This is a genomic window from Arthrobacter sp. zg-Y20, assembly GCF_030142075.1.
In the GTDB taxonomy this organism is placed as follows: Bacteria; Actinomycetota; Actinomycetes; order Actinomycetales; family Micrococcaceae; genus Arthrobacter_B.
Genome location: NZ_CP126241.1, coordinates 1,154,885 through 1,172,389, shown reverse-complemented (window position 1 = coordinate 1,172,389; position 17,505 = coordinate 1,154,885). Strand labels below are relative to the sequence as shown.

Sequence of the window (17,505 nt, the reverse complement as noted above, 5' to 3'; positions counted from 1 at the left end):
TGCTACCAGGTGGCCGGACAGTTCCCAATCTGGCTGAGAGCGTTGCCCTCGGCAGGTGCCACGTCCCGGTTCAGTACGTATGCGGGGCGCCCTCCGCGTCCGGGCACACGCAACCACGTCTCGCCCTTCCACATGCCGGTGCACTCCGCCTGGACCTCTGAACCTGCGTCCACGCCTCCCCAACCGCTGCAATCGCCGCTGACGGAGTCGTCCGGGTTGCGCCAGCAGGTGTGGGCAGTCGCAGTGCCCGCGTAATAACGGCCGCTGTTCACCGTTACTTTGACCGGCGCGCCGGCCTCACCCCTGGAGTTCACGGCGCGTACCTCGAACGAGTGCGCCTCGTTCAGCTTGTCTTTGCCCAGGACCGTGTTGTCTGAGTAGACCGGGATAAACGGCTCATCGTCCTTTCGTGCCTCCAGATGATGGACGTCGAAACTTCCGGAATCCGGTGGGGTCCATGTGACCGTGCCTCCGAGTTTCAGCGGTTTCCCGTCGGTGCCTGTCACCGTGGGCAGGCCCGGCGCCCCGTAAGGCATGACGTCGCCCGATGGCGGTCCTGGCTGACCGTCATATGTAGAGCCCGGGACGGTCACCACTGCCATGATTTGGGCACTGACCGTACCTCCGTTGGTGAACCCGCGCACCACGTCTCCGCTTCGGACTTGCTGCCGGTTTCCGTTGGAAAAGACCGCCACGTAGGCGATTTCGTCCGCTTTGGCGCCGTTGCGCTGGGATGCGTTCAGCTCTTGGAAGGTGACCTTGACTGCCCGGCCGGCACCAGCGGTCTCCGCCGGCTCCAAGACGGGAGCGGGCGGCCCGTCAGGAATACCGCGGGCCCGCCGCGGCGCTGACTGCGGCCCGGTTTCGCCCCATCCTGAGCGGTTTTGTGCCTGTACGGCGTAGGAGTAGTCCTGCTCCGAGTTGGGGACGGTGATGGTCACCCGGGTTTCCCTGCCGGCCGGAATGGTGCGAATGAGGTTGCTGCCTTGGTATTCGTACACCTGATAGGCCAGGATTTCGGCCCCGTTTCCGGGAGCGGCACCCCATTCCACGGTCAGCTGGGATTCTTTCCCGACGCTTGGTGCCGAGGACGTGCTCGGTGCGCCGGGCGCGCCCGGCAGTCCATTGGGATGCTCGGGGGCTGAATAATCACTCCATTCGGAGGGATCCGGAGCGGAGTTCCGGGCCTGGATCCGCACCCGGTAGCTGGTGCCGTTATCCAACCCGGACCACACCAGGGTGCCGCCCGCTGCGGGTGCGGATTTCTGTACCGCTCCGTTCGGCGGGGCAGGGGAAATCTGCAGGTCGTAGCCGGTGATGGGCGAGCCGTCGTTCGGCGGCGCAGTCCAGGCAACCTTCAGCTCCCGGTCACCGTAAACCAAGGTGGGCGGTGCCGGGCGCCCCGGCTGGGTGTCCGGGCGCGCCACGGCGGAGGTGGGCGACGGCGCGGACGTGCCGTGGGCGTTGGACGCCGTGACCCTGAAAACGTACTCCACGTTGTTGGTCAGCCCGGTAAGCGTGCACGTGGTTGCCGGGCAGGCCTGGCTGAATCCGTTGGCTGCCGTGACTGTGTAACCGGTAATCGGCGAACCGTTGGCTGCTGGCGGATTCCAGGCGAGCACAACGGTGCGGCTGCGGGTTGATTCAACCATGGGCGTGGAGGGAGCATTCGGCTTGCCTTGTACGGTGAGCCGGATCTGGCCGGCGGCCCGGCGGCTCACCTCACCCGTCCGGTCCCGGACGATGTACTGGACGTTCATGCTGCCCACGAATTCCGATCCCGGTGTCACCACCACATTCGAGCCCTGCAGGACCGCGGTGCCGTTGGCGTCGGACCGCACTTCGACAATCTCAAGCGGGCGGTCCTGGAACGGGTTGAAGTCATTGTCCAGTACCGGCACCGTCACGGGACGTCCCTGGACTGCGTCCGGGACGACGTCGTCGGCCGCTACGGGCAGTGCACGCATGGAGGCGATAACCGTGAGGTCCACCCGTCCCCGCACCGGTTCGCCGCGGCCGTCCGATACGGAGACCCACAGTTCCCCGGTGGTTCCTACCGCCGCATCATCGGCCGCGCGGATCTTCAGGACACTGCCGTCGATTTCGCCGTCAAAACCGTTCGGCACGTCGGCGGCCAGCTTGAAGCGCAGCCGGCTGGCATCCTCAGGGTTCGGATCAGATGCCAGGCCGGCCAGGTCCAGGGTCACCTCCGGCTCGCCCTTGGCCGTTTCGAGTGATCCCGAACTGATCGTGGGCGGGTAGTTCTGCTCCGGCAGCGGAATCACGTTGACGAGGACCGTCAGGGTCGCCTTCAACCCCTCGGGATCCTCCGGGCCGGCGCCGTCGGTGACCTCGAAGGTCACCGATCCCAGACCGGAATAGTCAGGGTCCGGGGCGTATCGGAGCGAGGAGGCACCCATGATCCGGGCTCCCCCGTCCTTCGTGCCAATGGCGCGGACGTGCTCTGCGGTGGTGATCCTTGGAGTGCGGCCGTTGCGCACCACCACGAGCGACTTAAGGTTCAGGTCCAAGGTGCTTCCGGCCTGCACCTCCAAGGGTTCCCCTTCACGCAGCATGGGGTACTGCGTGCTCAGGCCCGGCACCCAGATGATGGCGCTTGAGGTGCCGCCGTCCTGGTCTTCCGCCGTATAGGGAATGATCTGCGCCTCGTTGGTCAGGTCCACCCGGACCTTCCCCCCGGAAACCGAAGCGGAGGGATAGTCGCCCATGATCCGTACGGACATATCGTCCGCCAGCCCGTCCGGATCCTCATCATTTTCAAGCACGGGAACTTCCACGAAACTCTTGTCCCGGGTCTCGGATGCGTCCACCAGGTCATCCCGGGACGTGGGCGGCAGCAGGGGTGCGTCCTCGTCGACAACCACCATCACGTTGCCTGTTGCCACCCCTCCCCTGTTGTCCTTAACGCCGTAGGTGACGCCGTACGCGCCAGGTGTCTTGGGCGACTTCAGCAGGACCCGGGACAGGTCGGTGCGCGTCTCCAGCGCCGGGTCGCTGCCGGTGACCGCTGCGGTGTTTAGGGAGATGGGGTCCCCGTCCGGATCGGAGTCGTTGCGCAGCACCGAGGCCGCGTGGGACCGCCCGGGACGGAGCGTCACGGTATCCTCCACTGCCACAGGCTTCTGGTTGGCCTGTGCAGCGGGTGCAATTCCCACTTGGACCGTTCCGGTGTTTTCCACGCCCAAGCGGTCCCGGACGGTGTAGGTGAAGGAATCGGTCCCTGCGGCCTGGGCCAGGGCGGTGTAGTCGATGTAATTCGGGCCGGCGAGGGCAGCACCGCGGGTCGGAGCGCTGCCGATTCCGTTGAGCACCACGGAATCACCGTCCGCATCCAGCCCGTCCAGCGGAATGGGGATACGCACGGTGGTTCCGGCAACAACGCGCCCCTCCACGTTCACCGGCACCGGGGGTGTGTTCTTCTCATCGTCGCGGGGCCGGATATTGATGCGTACCTGCGCAGAGTTCTTTTGGCCCGTCTCGTCGGAGACCTCGTAAATGGCATACACCGTCTTGGCACTTTGCCCGGCCACGAACCGCAGCTTGTTGTCGGAGACGAACATTTGCCCGTCCTGCGGGTCAACAGGCTGCGGCAGGACCGGATTCAGTGTCAGCTCACCGCCGGTGGGAGAGGAGTCGTTATCAAGCACGGGAATGGTGACGACGTCGCCCACCCGCACCACTGCTTCATCCGGGCCGGCGGTCGGGGGCAGGAGGGTGGCCGGCTGCTCCACCGGAATGATGTTCACCTCGCCCGTCTTGGCGGCAGTGCCGTTGGAGACGGAGTACTCAATGGTCATTTGCTGGCGCAGGCTGCGGGTGTCATGGATCTGCAGGAGATGCCGGTCCAGCACTGCCACGTTCACCGGCGCGTCATCGGGAGTGCGGACAGACTGCACCACCAGGATCCCGCCGGTGGGGTCCGTGTCATTGCCCAGGACGTCAACCAGGACACTTTCGCCGCGGGGCAGCAGGGCGACGTCGCGCACCGCCACCGGGACTCCTCCCCGGCCGGACGGGTTGGCATCAACGCGGATCAGCCCGCTGGCGCTCTGCGGCCCGTTGGTCACCAGATATTCGATGTAGTAGGTGCCCGCCTCGGTTGGCATGAACCCAATGGACCCGGTCTGGTAGTCCGGGGTGACCACCACGCCTTTTTCGCCCTCGGCCTTGGCCAGGGTCAACTGGCCTCCTGCCGGATCCAGGTCATTCTTCAGCGGGAACATCTGAACGGGCTGGTCCACGGTGGTAGTGACGTGGTCAAAGTTGGCCACCGGCGGAAGGACGCCTGAGGGCCGCACGTCGTAGGTGACGGTCCCCTTGACTTCGTCAGTACCGTCGGAAACCGTGATGGCCACTTCCTTGACACCCTGGGTTTTCCCGACGTCCCGGAAGTCCAGCAGGCCGTCGGAGGCAGGGCGGACCTGGTCTCCATCTTCCGTGGGCTCCGCGCTGATGAGGACCAGGTCATCCCCGTCGGCGTCTTTCCAGTCGTTGAGGACGTTTTGGCTAACCGATTTTCCCTGTTCCAACAGGATTTTCGTGTTCCGGCGGGGTTCAGGCGGGGTATTTTCCCCGGCTCCCACTACCCGTACGCTCACGCTGGCGGTGTCCGTGCCGCCGCGGCCGTCACTGACCTGGTACGTGAAGGTTCCTGTTCCCGCGGGGGTATTAAGCGGGACCACGATCTGCAGGGCTGCGCCGTTGTAAATGGGTTCCACGCCGCCCACCATGGGCATATCCCCCACCACGGAAGCAGTCAGGAGGTCGCCGTCGGGGTCGCTGTCATTTTCAAGGACCTGCAGGATGGTGGTCCGCCCGGCACGGGCTCCCACAGTATCGTCCGAGGCCACCGGCGCACGGTTGTCCGTGGTCCGGTCCGGCAGGGCATTGACCGGGTTCTCGCTGGCAGCCTCCTCTTCATCGTCGTCATTGCTCTGCTCGGGCGGAATGACGTCCCCCCAGTTGTCCACCAACTGCATGTTCTCCAGGACAAGCCATACGCCGCCGCCGTTGACGTCGTTGAGGACCACCACGTCGCGGTTCACGCGGAAAACCAGTTCGGAAGACGGGCTCAGGCCGGGGATGTCCTCGCGGGTGTCCTCGGCGTCGTTGCCGCAGTCCCGCACATGGGTCCCTGAGCCTGCCCATGCCGCGTACACGCAGTCGCCCAGCCGTACCGGAGCCGCTGCGCCGCCGCCGCCGGAGTCGAGCTCAGTGATTTCCGGTTTCCCGCCGTCCAGGGGCTGCAGGATCAGGGCATCCTCCGTGGCGACGGCGACAAACTCGCTCTCCGGTCCGCTCTGCTGCAGCTTCGCGTTCTTCCCCTCCGGAATGCTGACGGTTTCACCGTTGGGCAGCAGCAGTGTTTCGGTTTCCGTGTTCAGCACCACGGGACGGGCCCCGACTGCAGCAATCTGCGCGTCCTTGAAGTCCTTCAGGGCGGCGGCTTCCCGGGTTTCGGGCTCGCCGAACTCACCGTCCTCGTCCTTCTCGAACGTGTAAAGAATCCCGTCCGACGGCGCCGCGACCACAACGTGGTCCTCTGAAGAGACGGCAGCCAGCACGCCGGGTTTCCCGTCAAGCACCGGTTTCGCGTCGTCCTCGCTGAAAAATCCGACGTCGCTGGCAGGCGTGATCCATACCCTGCCCTGGGCCGGGTCGGTAATGGCAACCGTGTCCCCGCCGAAGGAAAACTCGGCGGCACCGGGAAGCTGCACTTCGGCCCCGCGAGCCACGTTGGCCACGTCCACCGGGCTGGCCTTGGACTGGTCCGTGTTGAGGTTGAAGACGGTGCCGGCGTTCTGCAGCACATCGAAGTTGTCACTGTTCGCGGTGTAACCGCCGTCGAGCAGCCGGGAAGGGTAGTTCAGGTGGCCCACCATGCCCTGGGTGCGGTTGGTGACCCAGACCCCGCCGTCGTTCAAGTCCACATCGGCGCTGGCGAACCCCGGATACAGCAGTGCTCCGGTCACCAGCCCTGCGGTGACCGCAACGGCCGAGCCAACCGACACTGCCCTGCGCCGCTTGCGGCTGAGCAGACGTGCATTTCCCCCATGCGCTGCCACGATGTTTCCCCCTGGTTTTGACCTGCAGCGGAAAGGGGTCCGGCAACCCCCGAGACAGGGAGCGGACACCACAGTTCCACCGCATAGTGTTACACAGATCTCATCTGGAGGTAACTTGCGTCACTGCCCAAGGGAACGGGCCGCGGGGCGGGCCGCGGAGGGACCCGGAATCAGTCCAGGACCAGTCCCGATCCGGTGCCGCGGGCCAAAGTCACCGGGTGGATTTCACCAAACCCGCGCACGTTGCGCGGCTGATGCGGGATGAGGACAAACTTCGGGTTGTCCTTCAGCGCGGCCGCGGTGGAGGCATCGGTCAGCACAGTGCCGGGCTCGGCCAGGGACGTCAGCCGGGAGGCAAGGTTCACGGTGGGGCCGTAGATGTCTCCCAGCCGGGACAGGACGCGTCCCCAGACCAGGGATACGCGGGCCGAGGGCAGCAGCTCATCTTCGGTGAAGGCCTTCGCCAGTGCCAGTGAAATTTCGGCACCGGCCTCAGGTGTCTCGGCATTGAAGAGCACTTCGTCGCCGATGGTCTTGACCAGCCGCCCGCCGCCCACCGAAATGATCTCGGCACACTTGTGCTCAAAACGCTGCACCATCTGCGCCAGGGTCTTCTCGTTCATCTGCCGGGAAAGGCTGGTGTAGGAGACAAGATCAGCGAAACCCACCGCCCGTGCCAGCGGCAGCGGGGCATCATCCGAGGCGCTGCCGTCGTGGCTGGCCAGGCCCGCTTCGGCGCGCAGGGCCAGCCGCTGGATAGCCGCATTAAGCTGCCGCTTCCAGGCGTAGACCAGCGTCTTTTCCAACGGTTCAATCAAATCGGGCAGGGCCGCCACCAGGTTCTTGCGGGCCTCGGCGTCGGTGATTCCGCGCCTAGCCACCATTTCTTCGACCAGTGCTTCAACCTGCCACACCACCATGCGGTCCGTCATCTGGCCGATGGAACGCATGATGGAAATGGCCGCTTCCTCGGTGAGCTGCTCGTCTCGCACCAGTTCAATCACGGTGCTGAGCGCCTCCCGGTCCTGCTCGGTGAAAAAGACCGCGTCGTCGTCGAGGTTCGGGAAACCCATGGCGCGCCAGAGCTTGCGGGCCGAGAGGAGCGAGACGCCCGCTTCGGCGGCAGCTTCACGGCGCCTCAAGGTCCGCGGACCGCCGATCAGCTGCGCCTCGAGCCTGCGCACGTCCTCCCGGTCAATTTCCGTACCCGTGTCCGCCGCCGAATAGTCCGGGCGGGGCGCCGTTGCGGCCTGCAGCGGGTCCGCCGGCACGGAATCGGCAGGCACTGACAGGGGTTCGGGGTGGCTGGCGGCGCCGGCCTCGCCGTGGCCTGCGTCAGTCATTGTCCCTCCGTTCGTAGTCGTATCCCCCGTCTGAATCAATATCTACACCATCAAACATGGCGGTCAGCGGCAGCTGGCCTATGGCCGAGACCACTAGCGACCGGAAGCGGTGCACTTCGGGCACCGCCGGGTACTGCATCACCCGCCCGTGTCCGAGGTCCAGCACCAGCGTGCCGCTTCCCTGCATCCGGTCCGGCACGGACTGCCGTATTTCCAGCTGGTAGATGGCAGCCAGGGCAATCTCATGCTCACGCCGCAGCAGCACCCCCTGGCGCTGGATCAGCCGGCGGTCGGTGAGGATGATGCGGCCGGCCAACCAGCGCAGCACGGGCGGGACGCAGTAGCGCAGCAGGAGCAGCACGGCCACGGCAGCGACGGCGGGCTGCAGATACGGACTCCACTCGCCGAGCTGCCCGGGCAGGCTGTCCCGGCCGAGCCAGCCGTATGCGTATCCGGCGGCGGCACCGGTGACTCCGGCCAGTACCAGCGGTTTCCACAGAGAACGGGCGTGCGGGCGTCCGGCGGTTATGAGGTGTTCGCCGGGATACAGTCTCAGGCGCACCGCCCACCGCCTGCCGAAAAGGGACAGTCCGGTCCTCATATGCTCAGGCCTGCCCGGCGCGCAGGTGCACCACATCGGCGGCGCTGACCGTGTGCGGGTGCCCCTGCTCATCGACAATAACGAGGGCTCCCGTGGGCGCCAGCGCCGCAGCACGGCCCAGGAGGGCTCCGCCCCCGGGCAGCTCGGCACGCACGTCCCGGCCCAGGGTGGTCAACCGTGCGGTAACCCGGCCCCGCAGCGAGTCCTGCCCGCCTGCGGGCACGGCGTTGGCGTCTCCGTCTACGGAGCAGAACAAGCGGTAGCCGTCCGCCAGGGCCAGCAGGTAGTCCTGGAGCAGGATGTTGCGGTCCGTGGTGGAGGCATACTCCATCAGCAGGCTGGTGGCCGTGGGAACCGGCAGGTCCTCATCGGTGAGGCTCACGTTCAGGCCGGCACCAACCACTACGGCCGGCGGTGCGCCGTCGCTGGAGGGAACCAGCTGCGCCAGCACCCCGGCGAGCTTGCGTCCGTCCACCATCACGTCATTCGGCCATTTCAGCCGGGCTTCCACGCCGGTGCGGGCGGCTATGCTCTCTGCCATCGCCAGCGCAGCCAGCAGCGACAGCCAGCCGTAGGAGTCCGTGGGCAGCGGGCGCCCGTCCCGGTTCACCGGCCGCATCAGGACGCTGACAAACAGGGAGGACCGTTCCGGTGCCACCCAGCTGCGGTCCATCCGGCCCCGGCCGGCGTTCTGCAGTTCGGCGGTCAGCACCGTAAGGTCCGGAACCTCCCAGGGGCGCAGGCGGGCGGCGTCGGCCAGGTCCGTGTTGGTGGAACCTGTTTCCTGTACTACTTCCAGCTCCGCATACGGGCCGGCGGGGGCCACCAGGGCCGCCCGCAGGCGGTCCGGATCCAGGGCCGGTCTTTCCATGCTGGAGTAGTGCAGTTGCATGCATCCGATCTTACGCGGGCGCCCTGACATTGACGGGCACCCGGTTCCGTGCAGGCCCGGCTAGAGGAAGAAGTCCAGCATCAGCGACTCTGCGGGCACGCCCGGCGCGTACCGGCTGAAATCGGTGATGCCTTCCTCCCGGAGGACGGCTTCATCGGTGTAGAAGTTGCCGGTCGACTGGCTGCTGGGCCGGGTCAGGATGGCATGTGCAGCATCGGCCATGATGTCGGCGCTGCGCGACGCCGCCGCCAGCTTGTCGCCGCCGGGCATGTTGCGGATTGCCGCGGTGTCGATGCCGGTGACCGGCCACAGCGAGTTCACCGCCACGCCGTCGTTCTTCAGTTCCTCCGCCAGGCCGAGCGTAGTGAGCGACATTCCGTACTTGGCCAGGGTGTAGGCGAGGTAGTTGCCGGCCCACTTGGGGTCCATGTTCAGGGGCGGGGAGAGCGTCAGGATGTGGGCGTTATCGGACCGGCGCAGGGCGTCCAGGGAGAACTTGGACAGCATAAAGGTGCCGCGGGTATTGATGTCCGCCATCAGGTCATAGCTCTTCATCGTCACGGCGTCCGTGCCGGACAGATCAATGGCCGAGGCGTTGTTCAGGACAATGTCGATCCCGCCGAACTGTTCCACGGTGGCTTGGACCGCGCGGGCAACGTCTTCGTCGCGGCGCACGTCGCCGATGATCGGGAGGGCCTTGCCGCCGGCAGCCTCCAACTGTTCGGCGGCGGTGTAGACCGTGCCTTCCAGCTTGGGGTGCGGCTGCGCCGTTTTGGCGAGCATTGCAATGTTGGCGCCGTCCGCTGCGGCACGCAGGGCAATGGCAAGTCCGATGCCGCGGCTGCCGCCGGACATCAGGATGGTGCGTCCGGCCAGGGACCGCGACGCCGTTTCCGGGGTGCTGTTGGGTGTGCTCATGCCTCGACAGTAATACACACCACAGCTAAGTTACCCGTCAGTAACATCGTGTCCGCATGTCGGCCCACATCTGCGCCGGACCAAGCACCGGGACGCGAAATTGTAGGATTTCTACACTCAGTCCCGGTGCAGGCGCTCACTAGACTGGGTAAACCACACCCCGTAAACCGCACGCATTTTGTGCGGAACCTACTTAACGCCCAGCACGGCCCTTCCCGCCGGAAGGTTCCCGCGCTACTCGACCGGCACCCGGAGGCCTTCTTGAGCATCGACCAGGACACGAACCTGCACACGACCGCAGGCAAGATCGCCGAGTTCCGGCGGCGCCAGGCCGAGGCTGAGCTGCCCTCCGGACAGGCCGCCGTCGAGAAGCAGCACGCCCGCGGCAAGCACACTGCCCGGGAGCGCATCGGTTTGCTGGTCGACGCCGGGTCCTTCGTGGAGTTCGATGCACTGGCTGTCCACCGCTCCACCGCGTTCGGGATGGAAAAGAAGAAGCCCCTGGGCGACGGCCTGGTTTCCGGCTACGCCACTGTGGACGGCCGTCCCGTGGCCGTCTACAGCCAGGACTTCACTGTGTACGGCGGTTCCCTGAGCCAGGTCAACGGCGAGAAGATCGTCAAGGTGCAGGAATTCGCGCTGCGCACCGGCTGTCCCGTGGTGGGCATCCTCGACGGCGGCGGCGCCCGCATCCAGGAAGGCGTCGCGTCGCTGGCCATGTTCGCTGACATCTTCCGCAACAACGTGCATGCGTCCGGGGTGGTGCCGCAGATTTCCCTGATCATGGGCCCCTCCGCCGGCGGTGCCGCGTACTCCCCCGCCCTGACCGACTACGTCGTTATGGTGGACAAGACCTCCCACATGTTCATCACCGGACCCGACGTCATCAAGACGGTCACGGGCGAAGACGTGGACATGGAAACCCTGGGCGGTGCCCGCCAGCACAACGCCACCACGGGCACGTCCACGTACCTCGCCTCGGACGAGGAGGACGCCATCGAGTTCGTCCGCGAACTGCTGGACTTCCTGCCGTCCAACAACCTTGCCGAAGCACCGCTGACCGCTTTCGACTCCGATCCGGAACCCACCGAGGCGGACCTGGCCCTGGACACCCTCATCCCGGACTCCGCCAACCAGCCCTATGACATCCGGGCCGTCATCGAGAACGTGCTGGATGACGGCCACTTTCTGGAAATGCAGGCCCTCTACGCACCGAATGTGATCATCGGGTACGGGCGGGTCGAAGGCCACACCGTGGGCATCGTGGCGAACCAGCCCATGCAGTTTGCCGGCACCCTGGACATCGCCGCTTCTGAGAAGGCCGCACGCTTCGTCCGGAACTGCGACGCCTTCAACATTCCCATCCTCACCTTCGTGGACGTGCCGGGCTTCCTGCCGGGCAAGGACCAGGAGTTCAACGGCATCATCCGCCGCGGCGCGAAGCTGCTCTACGCCTACGCCGAGGCCACCGTCCCCAAGCTCACCGTCATCACCCGCAAGGCCTACGGCGGGGCCTACATTGTGATGGGCTCCAAGAAGCTGGGCGCCGACCTCAACCTCGCCTGGCCCACCGCGCAGATCGGCGTGATGGGTGCCCAGGGCGCCGTCAACATCCTCTACCGGGCGCCGCTGAAGGCAGCCGCCGACGCCGGGGGCGACGTCGAAGACGTCCGCCGCCAGTACATCGAGCAGTATGAGGACGAGCTGCTCAACCCGTACCAGGCCGCCCAGCTCGGATACGTGGACGCCGTGATTGCCCCCTCCGAAACCCGGCTGCAGCTGATCCGCGGGCTGCGGGCCCTGCGCGAGAAGCGCGCCGCCCTGCCGGCCAAGAAGCACGGGAACATGCCGCTGTGAGCACCGCGGACCTATCCCCCGAGTCGCCGGCCCCCGATGCACCCCTGCTCTCCGTGGTGGCCGGCAACCCCACGGACGAGGAGCTCGCGGCGCTGGCCGCCGTCGTCGCCGGGCTGGCGGCTGAAGAAGCAGTGCTGCCGGCACCGCGCCCGGCACACCGGATTTGGGCCCGGCGCCGGATGCTCCGGCTCGAGCCGACCCCCGGGCCGGGCTCCTGGCGGCGCAGCTTCCGTTAGCCCCCTTGCGGAACGGCGATTAGGCCCGCCGGGCGCCTCTGCGGTTAGGCTACCTTTGTGAGCCAACAGACATCATCTTCCGAGCCCATGTCCACCGCGGCCAGCGCGCCGGCGCGCCAGCCCACTGCCATCGACGCCGTGGCCAATGCATACACCGCCACCCTCCTCGACCTGGATCCGTCCCTTGCCACCTCCCTGGGCATCCCGGGGCGGGAAACCGAATACGGCGACTATTCCCCCGCAGGCCTGGAGTCCTTCGCCGAAGCCATCCGGGAAACGCTCAGCCGCCTGGACGGCCTGGAACCCGCGGACGACGTCGACCGTGTGACCCTGGACGCCATGCACGAGCGCCTCGGCCTGGACCTGGAGATCCACGAATCCGGCTGGGACCTGTCGGACCTGAACAACATCGCTTCCCCCGCCCAAGGCATCCGCAGCATCTTCGATTTGATGCCCACGGATACCGAGGAGCAGTGGCACCACATTGCCGGCCGGCTGAACAACGTCGACGACGCCGTCGCGGGCTACATCACCAGCCTCCGCAGCGGACTGGAACAGTCGCTGGTGCCGGCCCGCCGGCAGGTCAAGATTGTCATCGAGCAGGCTTCCGCCTATGCCGAGGACGGCGGGTTCTTCGACGCCCTGTCCGCCAACGCATCCCTGCCCGGCGGCGAAAACCTCCCCGAGTCACTGCTGGCCGAGCTGCGCACCGGCGCCGAGTCCGCCCGCCGCGCGTACCTGTCCCTGGCCACTTTCCTGGAATCCGAGATGCTGCCCGCAGCGCCGGAGAAGGACGCCGTCGGCGCCGAACGCTACGCACTAATGTCCCGCCGGTTCCTGGGCTCCTCCGTCAATCTGGAGGAGACCTACCAATGGGGCGTGGAAGAGCTGGACCGCATCATCGCCGAACAGGAAGCCGTAGCGGAGCAGATCCGCCCCGGCGCCACTGTGCAGGAGGCAATGGACATCCTGAACGAGGATCCGGCCCGGCAGTTGCACGGCACCGATGAGCTGCAGTCCTGGATGCAGGACCTGGCGGACCGCGCCGTGGAAGACCTGGCCGGCTCGCACTTTGACATCACCGGACCCATGCGCCGGATCGAGTGCATGATCGCCCCCACCCAGGAGGGCGGCATCTACTACACCGGCCCCAGCGATGACTTCTCCCGGCCCGGGCGCATGTGGTGGTCCGTTCCTGCGGGCGAGGACACCTTCACCACATGGCAGGAGACCACCACGGTCTACCACGAGGGCGTACCCGGGCATCACCTCCAGATTGCCACGGCGACGGCGGCGCGCGGGCTGCTCAACGACTGGCGGCGGAACATCTGCTGGGTTTCCGGCCACGGCGAAGGTTGGGCGCTGTACGCCGAGCGGCTGATGGATCAGCTGGGCTACCTCAGCGATCCGGGCGACAAGATGGGCATGCTTGATGCCCAGCGGATGCGCGCGGCCCGCGTGGTCTTCGACATCGGCGTCCACTTGGAACTGGATATTCCCGAGCGCTGGGGTGAAGGCACCTGGACAGCCGAGAAGGGCTACGACTTCCTTAGGCAAAACCTGACCATCAGCGAAGGCCAGCTGAACTTCGAGTTCACCCGCTACCTCGGCTGGCCGGGCCAGGCGCCGTCCTACAAGCTGGGCCAGCGGCTCTGGGAGCAGATCCGCGACGAGGTCCGCAGCCGCGAAGGGGACGCCTTCGATGAGAAGGCCTTCCACACCCGGGCCCTGCAGCTGGGCTCGGTGGGCCTGGACACCCTGCGGCGGGCCCTGCTGGGGAACTAACCCGGTTCCGGCGCCTTCCTCCAGTGCGAGGTTCGTCACAGTGCCCCGGGGAATACCCCGGGGCACTGCCCTTTCTCCGCAGGACGCCGCGGGCCTGCAGCGCGCTACCTGCAAAGCACCCGTTTTGGCCGGCGTAATATTTCGCAACTTCAAGGCAGGTCTGGTAGTGGTCCGCCGTTAGAGTCTTCTCCGTGACCACACAGACCTCCTCCCCTGATTCCCCCGCCCGGCGTTTGCCCAAGTGGGCAACGTCCTTCGGGCCGCAGATCATCGCTGCGCTCATCGCCGGCCTGGCCCTTGGCCTGCTGGCCAAGTCGATGGGCTCCAACGGTGACGAGCCGAACTGGCTGACCACCACCCTGAGCACCATCGGCACCAGCTACGTTTCGTTGCTGAAGACCGCCGTTGTGCCGTTGATCTTCACGGCCGTCGTCAGCTCGATCGCGAATCTGCGTGCCGTCTCCAACGCGGCACGGCTGGCCTGGCAGACCCTGCTGTGGTTCGCCCTTACCGCACTGATCAGCGTGGTCATCGGCATGGTGCTGGGCACCGTGCTGCAGCCGGGTAACAATGCCGACGTCGCCCAGGAGGACTTCCACGGCAGCCAGGGCAGCTGGCTGGGCTTCCTCACCGGCCTGATCCCGGGCAACTTCCTTGGCCTGGGTGCCAGCTCCAAGGTCGCCGAGAGCGGCGACGTGAGCACCAGCGTCAGCTTCAACGTGCTGCAGATCCTCGTGATCGCCATCGCCGTCGGCATCGCCGCCCTCAAGGTCGGCAAGGCCGCCGAGCCGTTCCTGGCCTTGAACGCGTCGGCGCTGGCCGTGATCCAGAAGGTGCTGTGGTGGATCATCCGCCTGGCCCCGGTGGGCACCGTCGGCCTGATCGGCACCGCCGTGGCCACCTACGGCTGGGACACCATCGGTTCCCTGGGCATGTTCGCACTGACCATCTACATCGGCCTGTTCCTGGTCCTGTTCGGCGTCTACCCGGCACTGATCAAGAGCCACGGCCTGTCCGTACGCCAGTGGTTCTCCGGCGCCTGGCCGGCCATCCAGCTGGCCTTCGTGTCCCGCTCCTCCGTGGGAACACTGCCGCTGACCCAGCGCGTCACCGAACGCAACCTCGGTGTATCCCGGGCCTATGCGTCCTTCGCCGTACCCCTGGGCGCCACCACAAAGATGGACGGCTGCGCCTCGATCTACCCGGCCGTATCCGCGATCTTCGTGGCACAGTTCTTCGGCATTGACCTCGGCTTTACGGACTACCTGCTGATTGCCCTGGTCTCCGTGCTGGGTTCAGCCGCCACCGCCGGCACCACCGGCGCCGTCGTGATGCTGACCCTGACGCTGTCCACGCTGGGCCTGCCGCTGGCCGGCGTCGGGCTGCTGCTGGCCATCGATCCGATCCTGGACATGGGCCGCACGGCCGTCAATGTGGCCGGCCAGACCGTGGTTCCCACCCTGGTGGCCAAGCGCAACGGCCTGCTGGATGCCGAGCTTTACAACGCCAAGCGCGAGGGCGACCCGTTTGCGGACGACTCGGAGCAGATCGACCCGGTGCGGACCGCTGCGGAGCAAACCGCCATCCAGGTGCCCGGAGCGGGTGTCAGGAGCTAGGTTCACCGCTTTGGCAGGGCCGTCCCCTTGGGGGGCGGCCCTGCTGCGTTAACGGCCGGCCGGGCTGGCTGAACCGGCTCCGGCGGCGTTTTCCCGGCGGCTTCCGCCGGCACTAGGCTGGATGCCGTGACCAACCCGAACCTGAGCCTCATCCTGGCCTCCGCCTCCCCCGCCCGCACCAAACTGCTGACCGACGCCGGCATTGCCCACACGGTCCTTGTATCCGACGTGGATGAAGATGCCGTCACCGCCCGCTACGGGCTGACCGACCCGCACGACACCGCCCTGCTGCTGGCCCGCGCCAAGGCCGAAGCCGTGGCCGCACGGCCGGAGGCGGACGGCGCCCTGGTGATCGGCTGCGACTCGGTGTTCGAGTTCGACGGCGAGGCGCACGGCAAGCCGTGGGAGGCCGACGTCGCCCGTTCCAGGATCCGGCGCATGAGCGGTTCCTCCGGGGTGCTGCACACCGGGCACTGGCTGGTGGACTGCCGCGACAACGACGAGGACGGGTCCGGCGCAACCCTCGGCGCGGTCAGCTCCGCCGAGGTGCACTTCGCCAAGCTGTCCGATGAGGAAATCGAGGCGTACATCGCCACGGGCGAGCCGCTGCAGGTGGCCGGATCCTTCACCATCGATTCCCTGGGCGGCGCCTTCATCGAGCGGGTCGTCGGTGACCCGCACGCCGTCGTCGGGCTGTCCGTGTCCACGCTGCGCCAGCTGCTGTCCAGTGCAGGGGTGCGGATCATCGATCTCTGGAAGTAGGTCCTCGGCTCCCGACGGCGGTTTGCAGCACCCCACCCCGCGCACCTTTCGTACAGCTGATGCTGTCTGCACTCTTTTCAGGGTGCATTAGCTGCACACCAGGTGGCAGGCGCGGGCCGCATCAGCCCAATGGCCTCCATCCGCCCAGCACCAGTCCCCGCCGCACCTTGGCGCGACCCGGAACGATCCCTGGGCCAGATCGGTCCGGCTGATTTTCACCTGGTGCCATCCGAGTTCGGCAGTCCTCAGGTCGCGGTAGTGATCCCGTGCCTGCTGGTCCGGAGTGAGGTGGTGCGCACCGTCGTACTCAAGGCAGGTGCGGAATTCCCGGCAGCCCAAGTCCGTCCAGACCTGCGGCCGCCCGTAGTCATCGAGCAGGGCAACGTTTGGCAGGAACTCCGGCAGATCGGCATGTTTGGCCAGCATCAACCGAAGCCGGGTCTCGGGCGGGGAGTCCACCCCCACCCGGACAAGCCCCAACGCCTGCCGGCTGCGGCGCACGCCGGGTGTACCCGACCGCCGCTCGACCAGGTCCCGCAGCTCTGCCAGCGGAACCATGGGCCGGCGGGGTGGCCCGAAATTGCGGTGGTGTTCGCTCACTATCTGGTCCCCCACCATGACGAGCTCCTCGATGGACAGAACACCGGCCAAGTCCAGCCAGGTACGGCCAACCGATGTGACAGGAAGGCCCGCAATATACGTAACCTCGTTGGATGCCAGTACCAGCCGATGCCCGCGGATATGGCGCCGTCGCGGGGGCGCGGATTTCGGGCTCCGGCTGAGGTGGAGCAGGGGTTCCTCGGTAATCCTGCGCGGCACGGCCAGCCTGTGCAGCCTGGCAGCTGTTCCGTGGCTGATGACGGCGTCCGGAAGCATCTGCAGGTACGGGCGGCACCCGGCCGCCAGGTCAAACACCGCCGTCTGGGGAACCCGTACTGCCCTGCTGGGAGTACGCAGGTCCGATGCGCGGAGCCGGGCAACACTCAGCCCGGCGGCCCTGGCCTCTGAGTATGCAAAGGGGGCGGCAAATTGCTCCGGCAAGGGCTGCGGCTTCGGCATGGCTCTATTACAGATTGCCCTTAGCCCGCAAAGCCGTTTTCCACAGCCTCGCCGGGCTCGGACGCGGCCTGTGTGCAGCTGATGCTGGTTCGGGCCGGCGCAGACAGCATCATCTGCACGGAAGGTGCACCACGGCCGCGCGCAGACAGCATCAGCTGCGCAGAAGGTGGGCCGAAGCGGCGCAGGCGGCACCAGCTGCACGGAAGGAGCACCGCGGCCGAAGCGGCGGGCAAGCCGTCTGTCTTTGTAGAATCCCCACAACGAACAGCCGCGTCCCACGCAGAAACAGCACGCATTATGGCCCGAGACCACAAAACCGCGCTAGGCTCCGAACAGATCAAAAGGAGCCA

The 17,505-nt window shown here is 66.7% G+C and carries 11 protein-coding genes; 5 read left to right on the top strand and 6 right to left on the bottom strand.

What is annotated here, in order from left to right; all coding sequences use genetic code 11:
- Positions 1–2: 2 nt before the first annotated feature.
- The 5 genes from QNO06_RS05685 to QNO06_RS05665 all read right to left on the bottom strand — a co-directional run bounded on the left by QNO06_RS05685 (position 3) and on the right by QNO06_RS05665 (position 9,840).
- Positions 3–6,086 carry an Ig-like domain-containing protein gene (locus tag QNO06_RS05685; protein ID WP_227914192.1) on the bottom strand — a complete coding sequence of 2,028 codons (6,084 nt, stop codon included), beginning with the start codon at positions 6,084–6,086 and terminating at the stop codon, positions 3–5.
- A gap of 170 nt (positions 6,087–6,256) precedes the next feature.
- The gene (locus QNO06_RS05680) at positions 6,257–7,429 is read right to left on the bottom strand and encodes an adenylate/guanylate cyclase domain-containing protein (protein ID WP_227914191.1); all 1,173 of its coding nucleotides are present in this window, start codon (positions 7,427–7,429) and stop codon (positions 6,257–6,259) included.
- Positions 7,422–7,991, bottom strand: a complete 570-nt coding sequence (locus tag QNO06_RS05675; protein ID WP_227914190.1) for a PH domain-containing protein — start codon at positions 7,989–7,991, stop codon at positions 7,422–7,424. The genes QNO06_RS05680 and QNO06_RS05675 overlap by 8 nt, the downstream gene beginning before the upstream one ends.
- Before the next feature lie 43 nt (positions 7,992–8,034).
- On the bottom strand, positions 8,035–8,922 hold the full coding sequence (locus tag QNO06_RS05670; protein WP_227914189.1) for a biotin--[acetyl-CoA-carboxylase] ligase: 888 nt from the start codon (positions 8,920–8,922) through the stop codon (positions 8,035–8,037).
- Positions 8,923–8,982: 60 nt separating this feature from the next.
- A complete protein-coding gene (locus tag QNO06_RS05665) occupies positions 8,983–9,840 on the bottom strand; it encodes an SDR family oxidoreductase (protein WP_227914188.1) in 858 nt (285 codons plus the stop codon).
- Positions 9,841–10,101: 261 nt separating this feature from the next.
- Between QNO06_RS05665 and QNO06_RS05660 the strand changes: the two genes are divergently transcribed.
- The 5 genes from QNO06_RS05660 (at position 10,102) to QNO06_RS05640 (ending at position 16,096) form a co-directional block, all read left to right on the top strand.
- Positions 10,102–11,697: an acyl-CoA carboxylase subunit beta gene (locus QNO06_RS05660; RefSeq protein ID WP_227914187.1), complete on the top strand. Its 1,596-nt coding sequence runs from the start codon at positions 10,102–10,104 to the stop codon at positions 11,695–11,697.
- A complete protein-coding gene (locus tag QNO06_RS05655; protein WP_227914186.1) occupies positions 11,694–11,933 on the top strand; it encodes an acyl-CoA carboxylase epsilon subunit in 240 nt (79 codons plus the stop codon). The genes QNO06_RS05660 and QNO06_RS05655 overlap by 4 nt, the downstream gene beginning before the upstream one ends.
- 87 nt (positions 11,934–12,020) lie before the next feature.
- Positions 12,021–13,718, top strand: a complete 1,698-nt coding sequence (locus tag QNO06_RS05650) for a DUF885 domain-containing protein (RefSeq protein WP_227914211.1) — start codon at positions 12,021–12,023, stop codon at positions 13,716–13,718.
- A 191-nt stretch (positions 13,719–13,909) separates the two neighbouring features.
- Entirely contained in the window at positions 13,910–15,334 is a 1,425-nt protein-coding gene (locus tag QNO06_RS05645) for a dicarboxylate/amino acid:cation symporter (RefSeq protein ID WP_227914185.1), read from the top strand.
- Positions 15,335–15,460: 126 nt separating this feature from the next.
- Positions 15,461–16,096, top strand: coding sequence for a Maf family protein (locus QNO06_RS05640; RefSeq protein ID WP_227914184.1), 636 nt, complete (start codon positions 15,461–15,463; stop codon positions 16,094–16,096).
- 87 nt (positions 16,097–16,183) lie between these two features.
- Here QNO06_RS05640 and QNO06_RS05635 read toward each other — a convergent pair whose 3' ends face one another.
- Entirely contained in the window at positions 16,184–17,155 is a 972-nt protein-coding gene (locus QNO06_RS05635; protein WP_227914183.1) for a putative endonuclease domain-containing protein, read from the bottom strand.
- Positions 17,156–17,505: the final 350 nt, after the last annotated feature.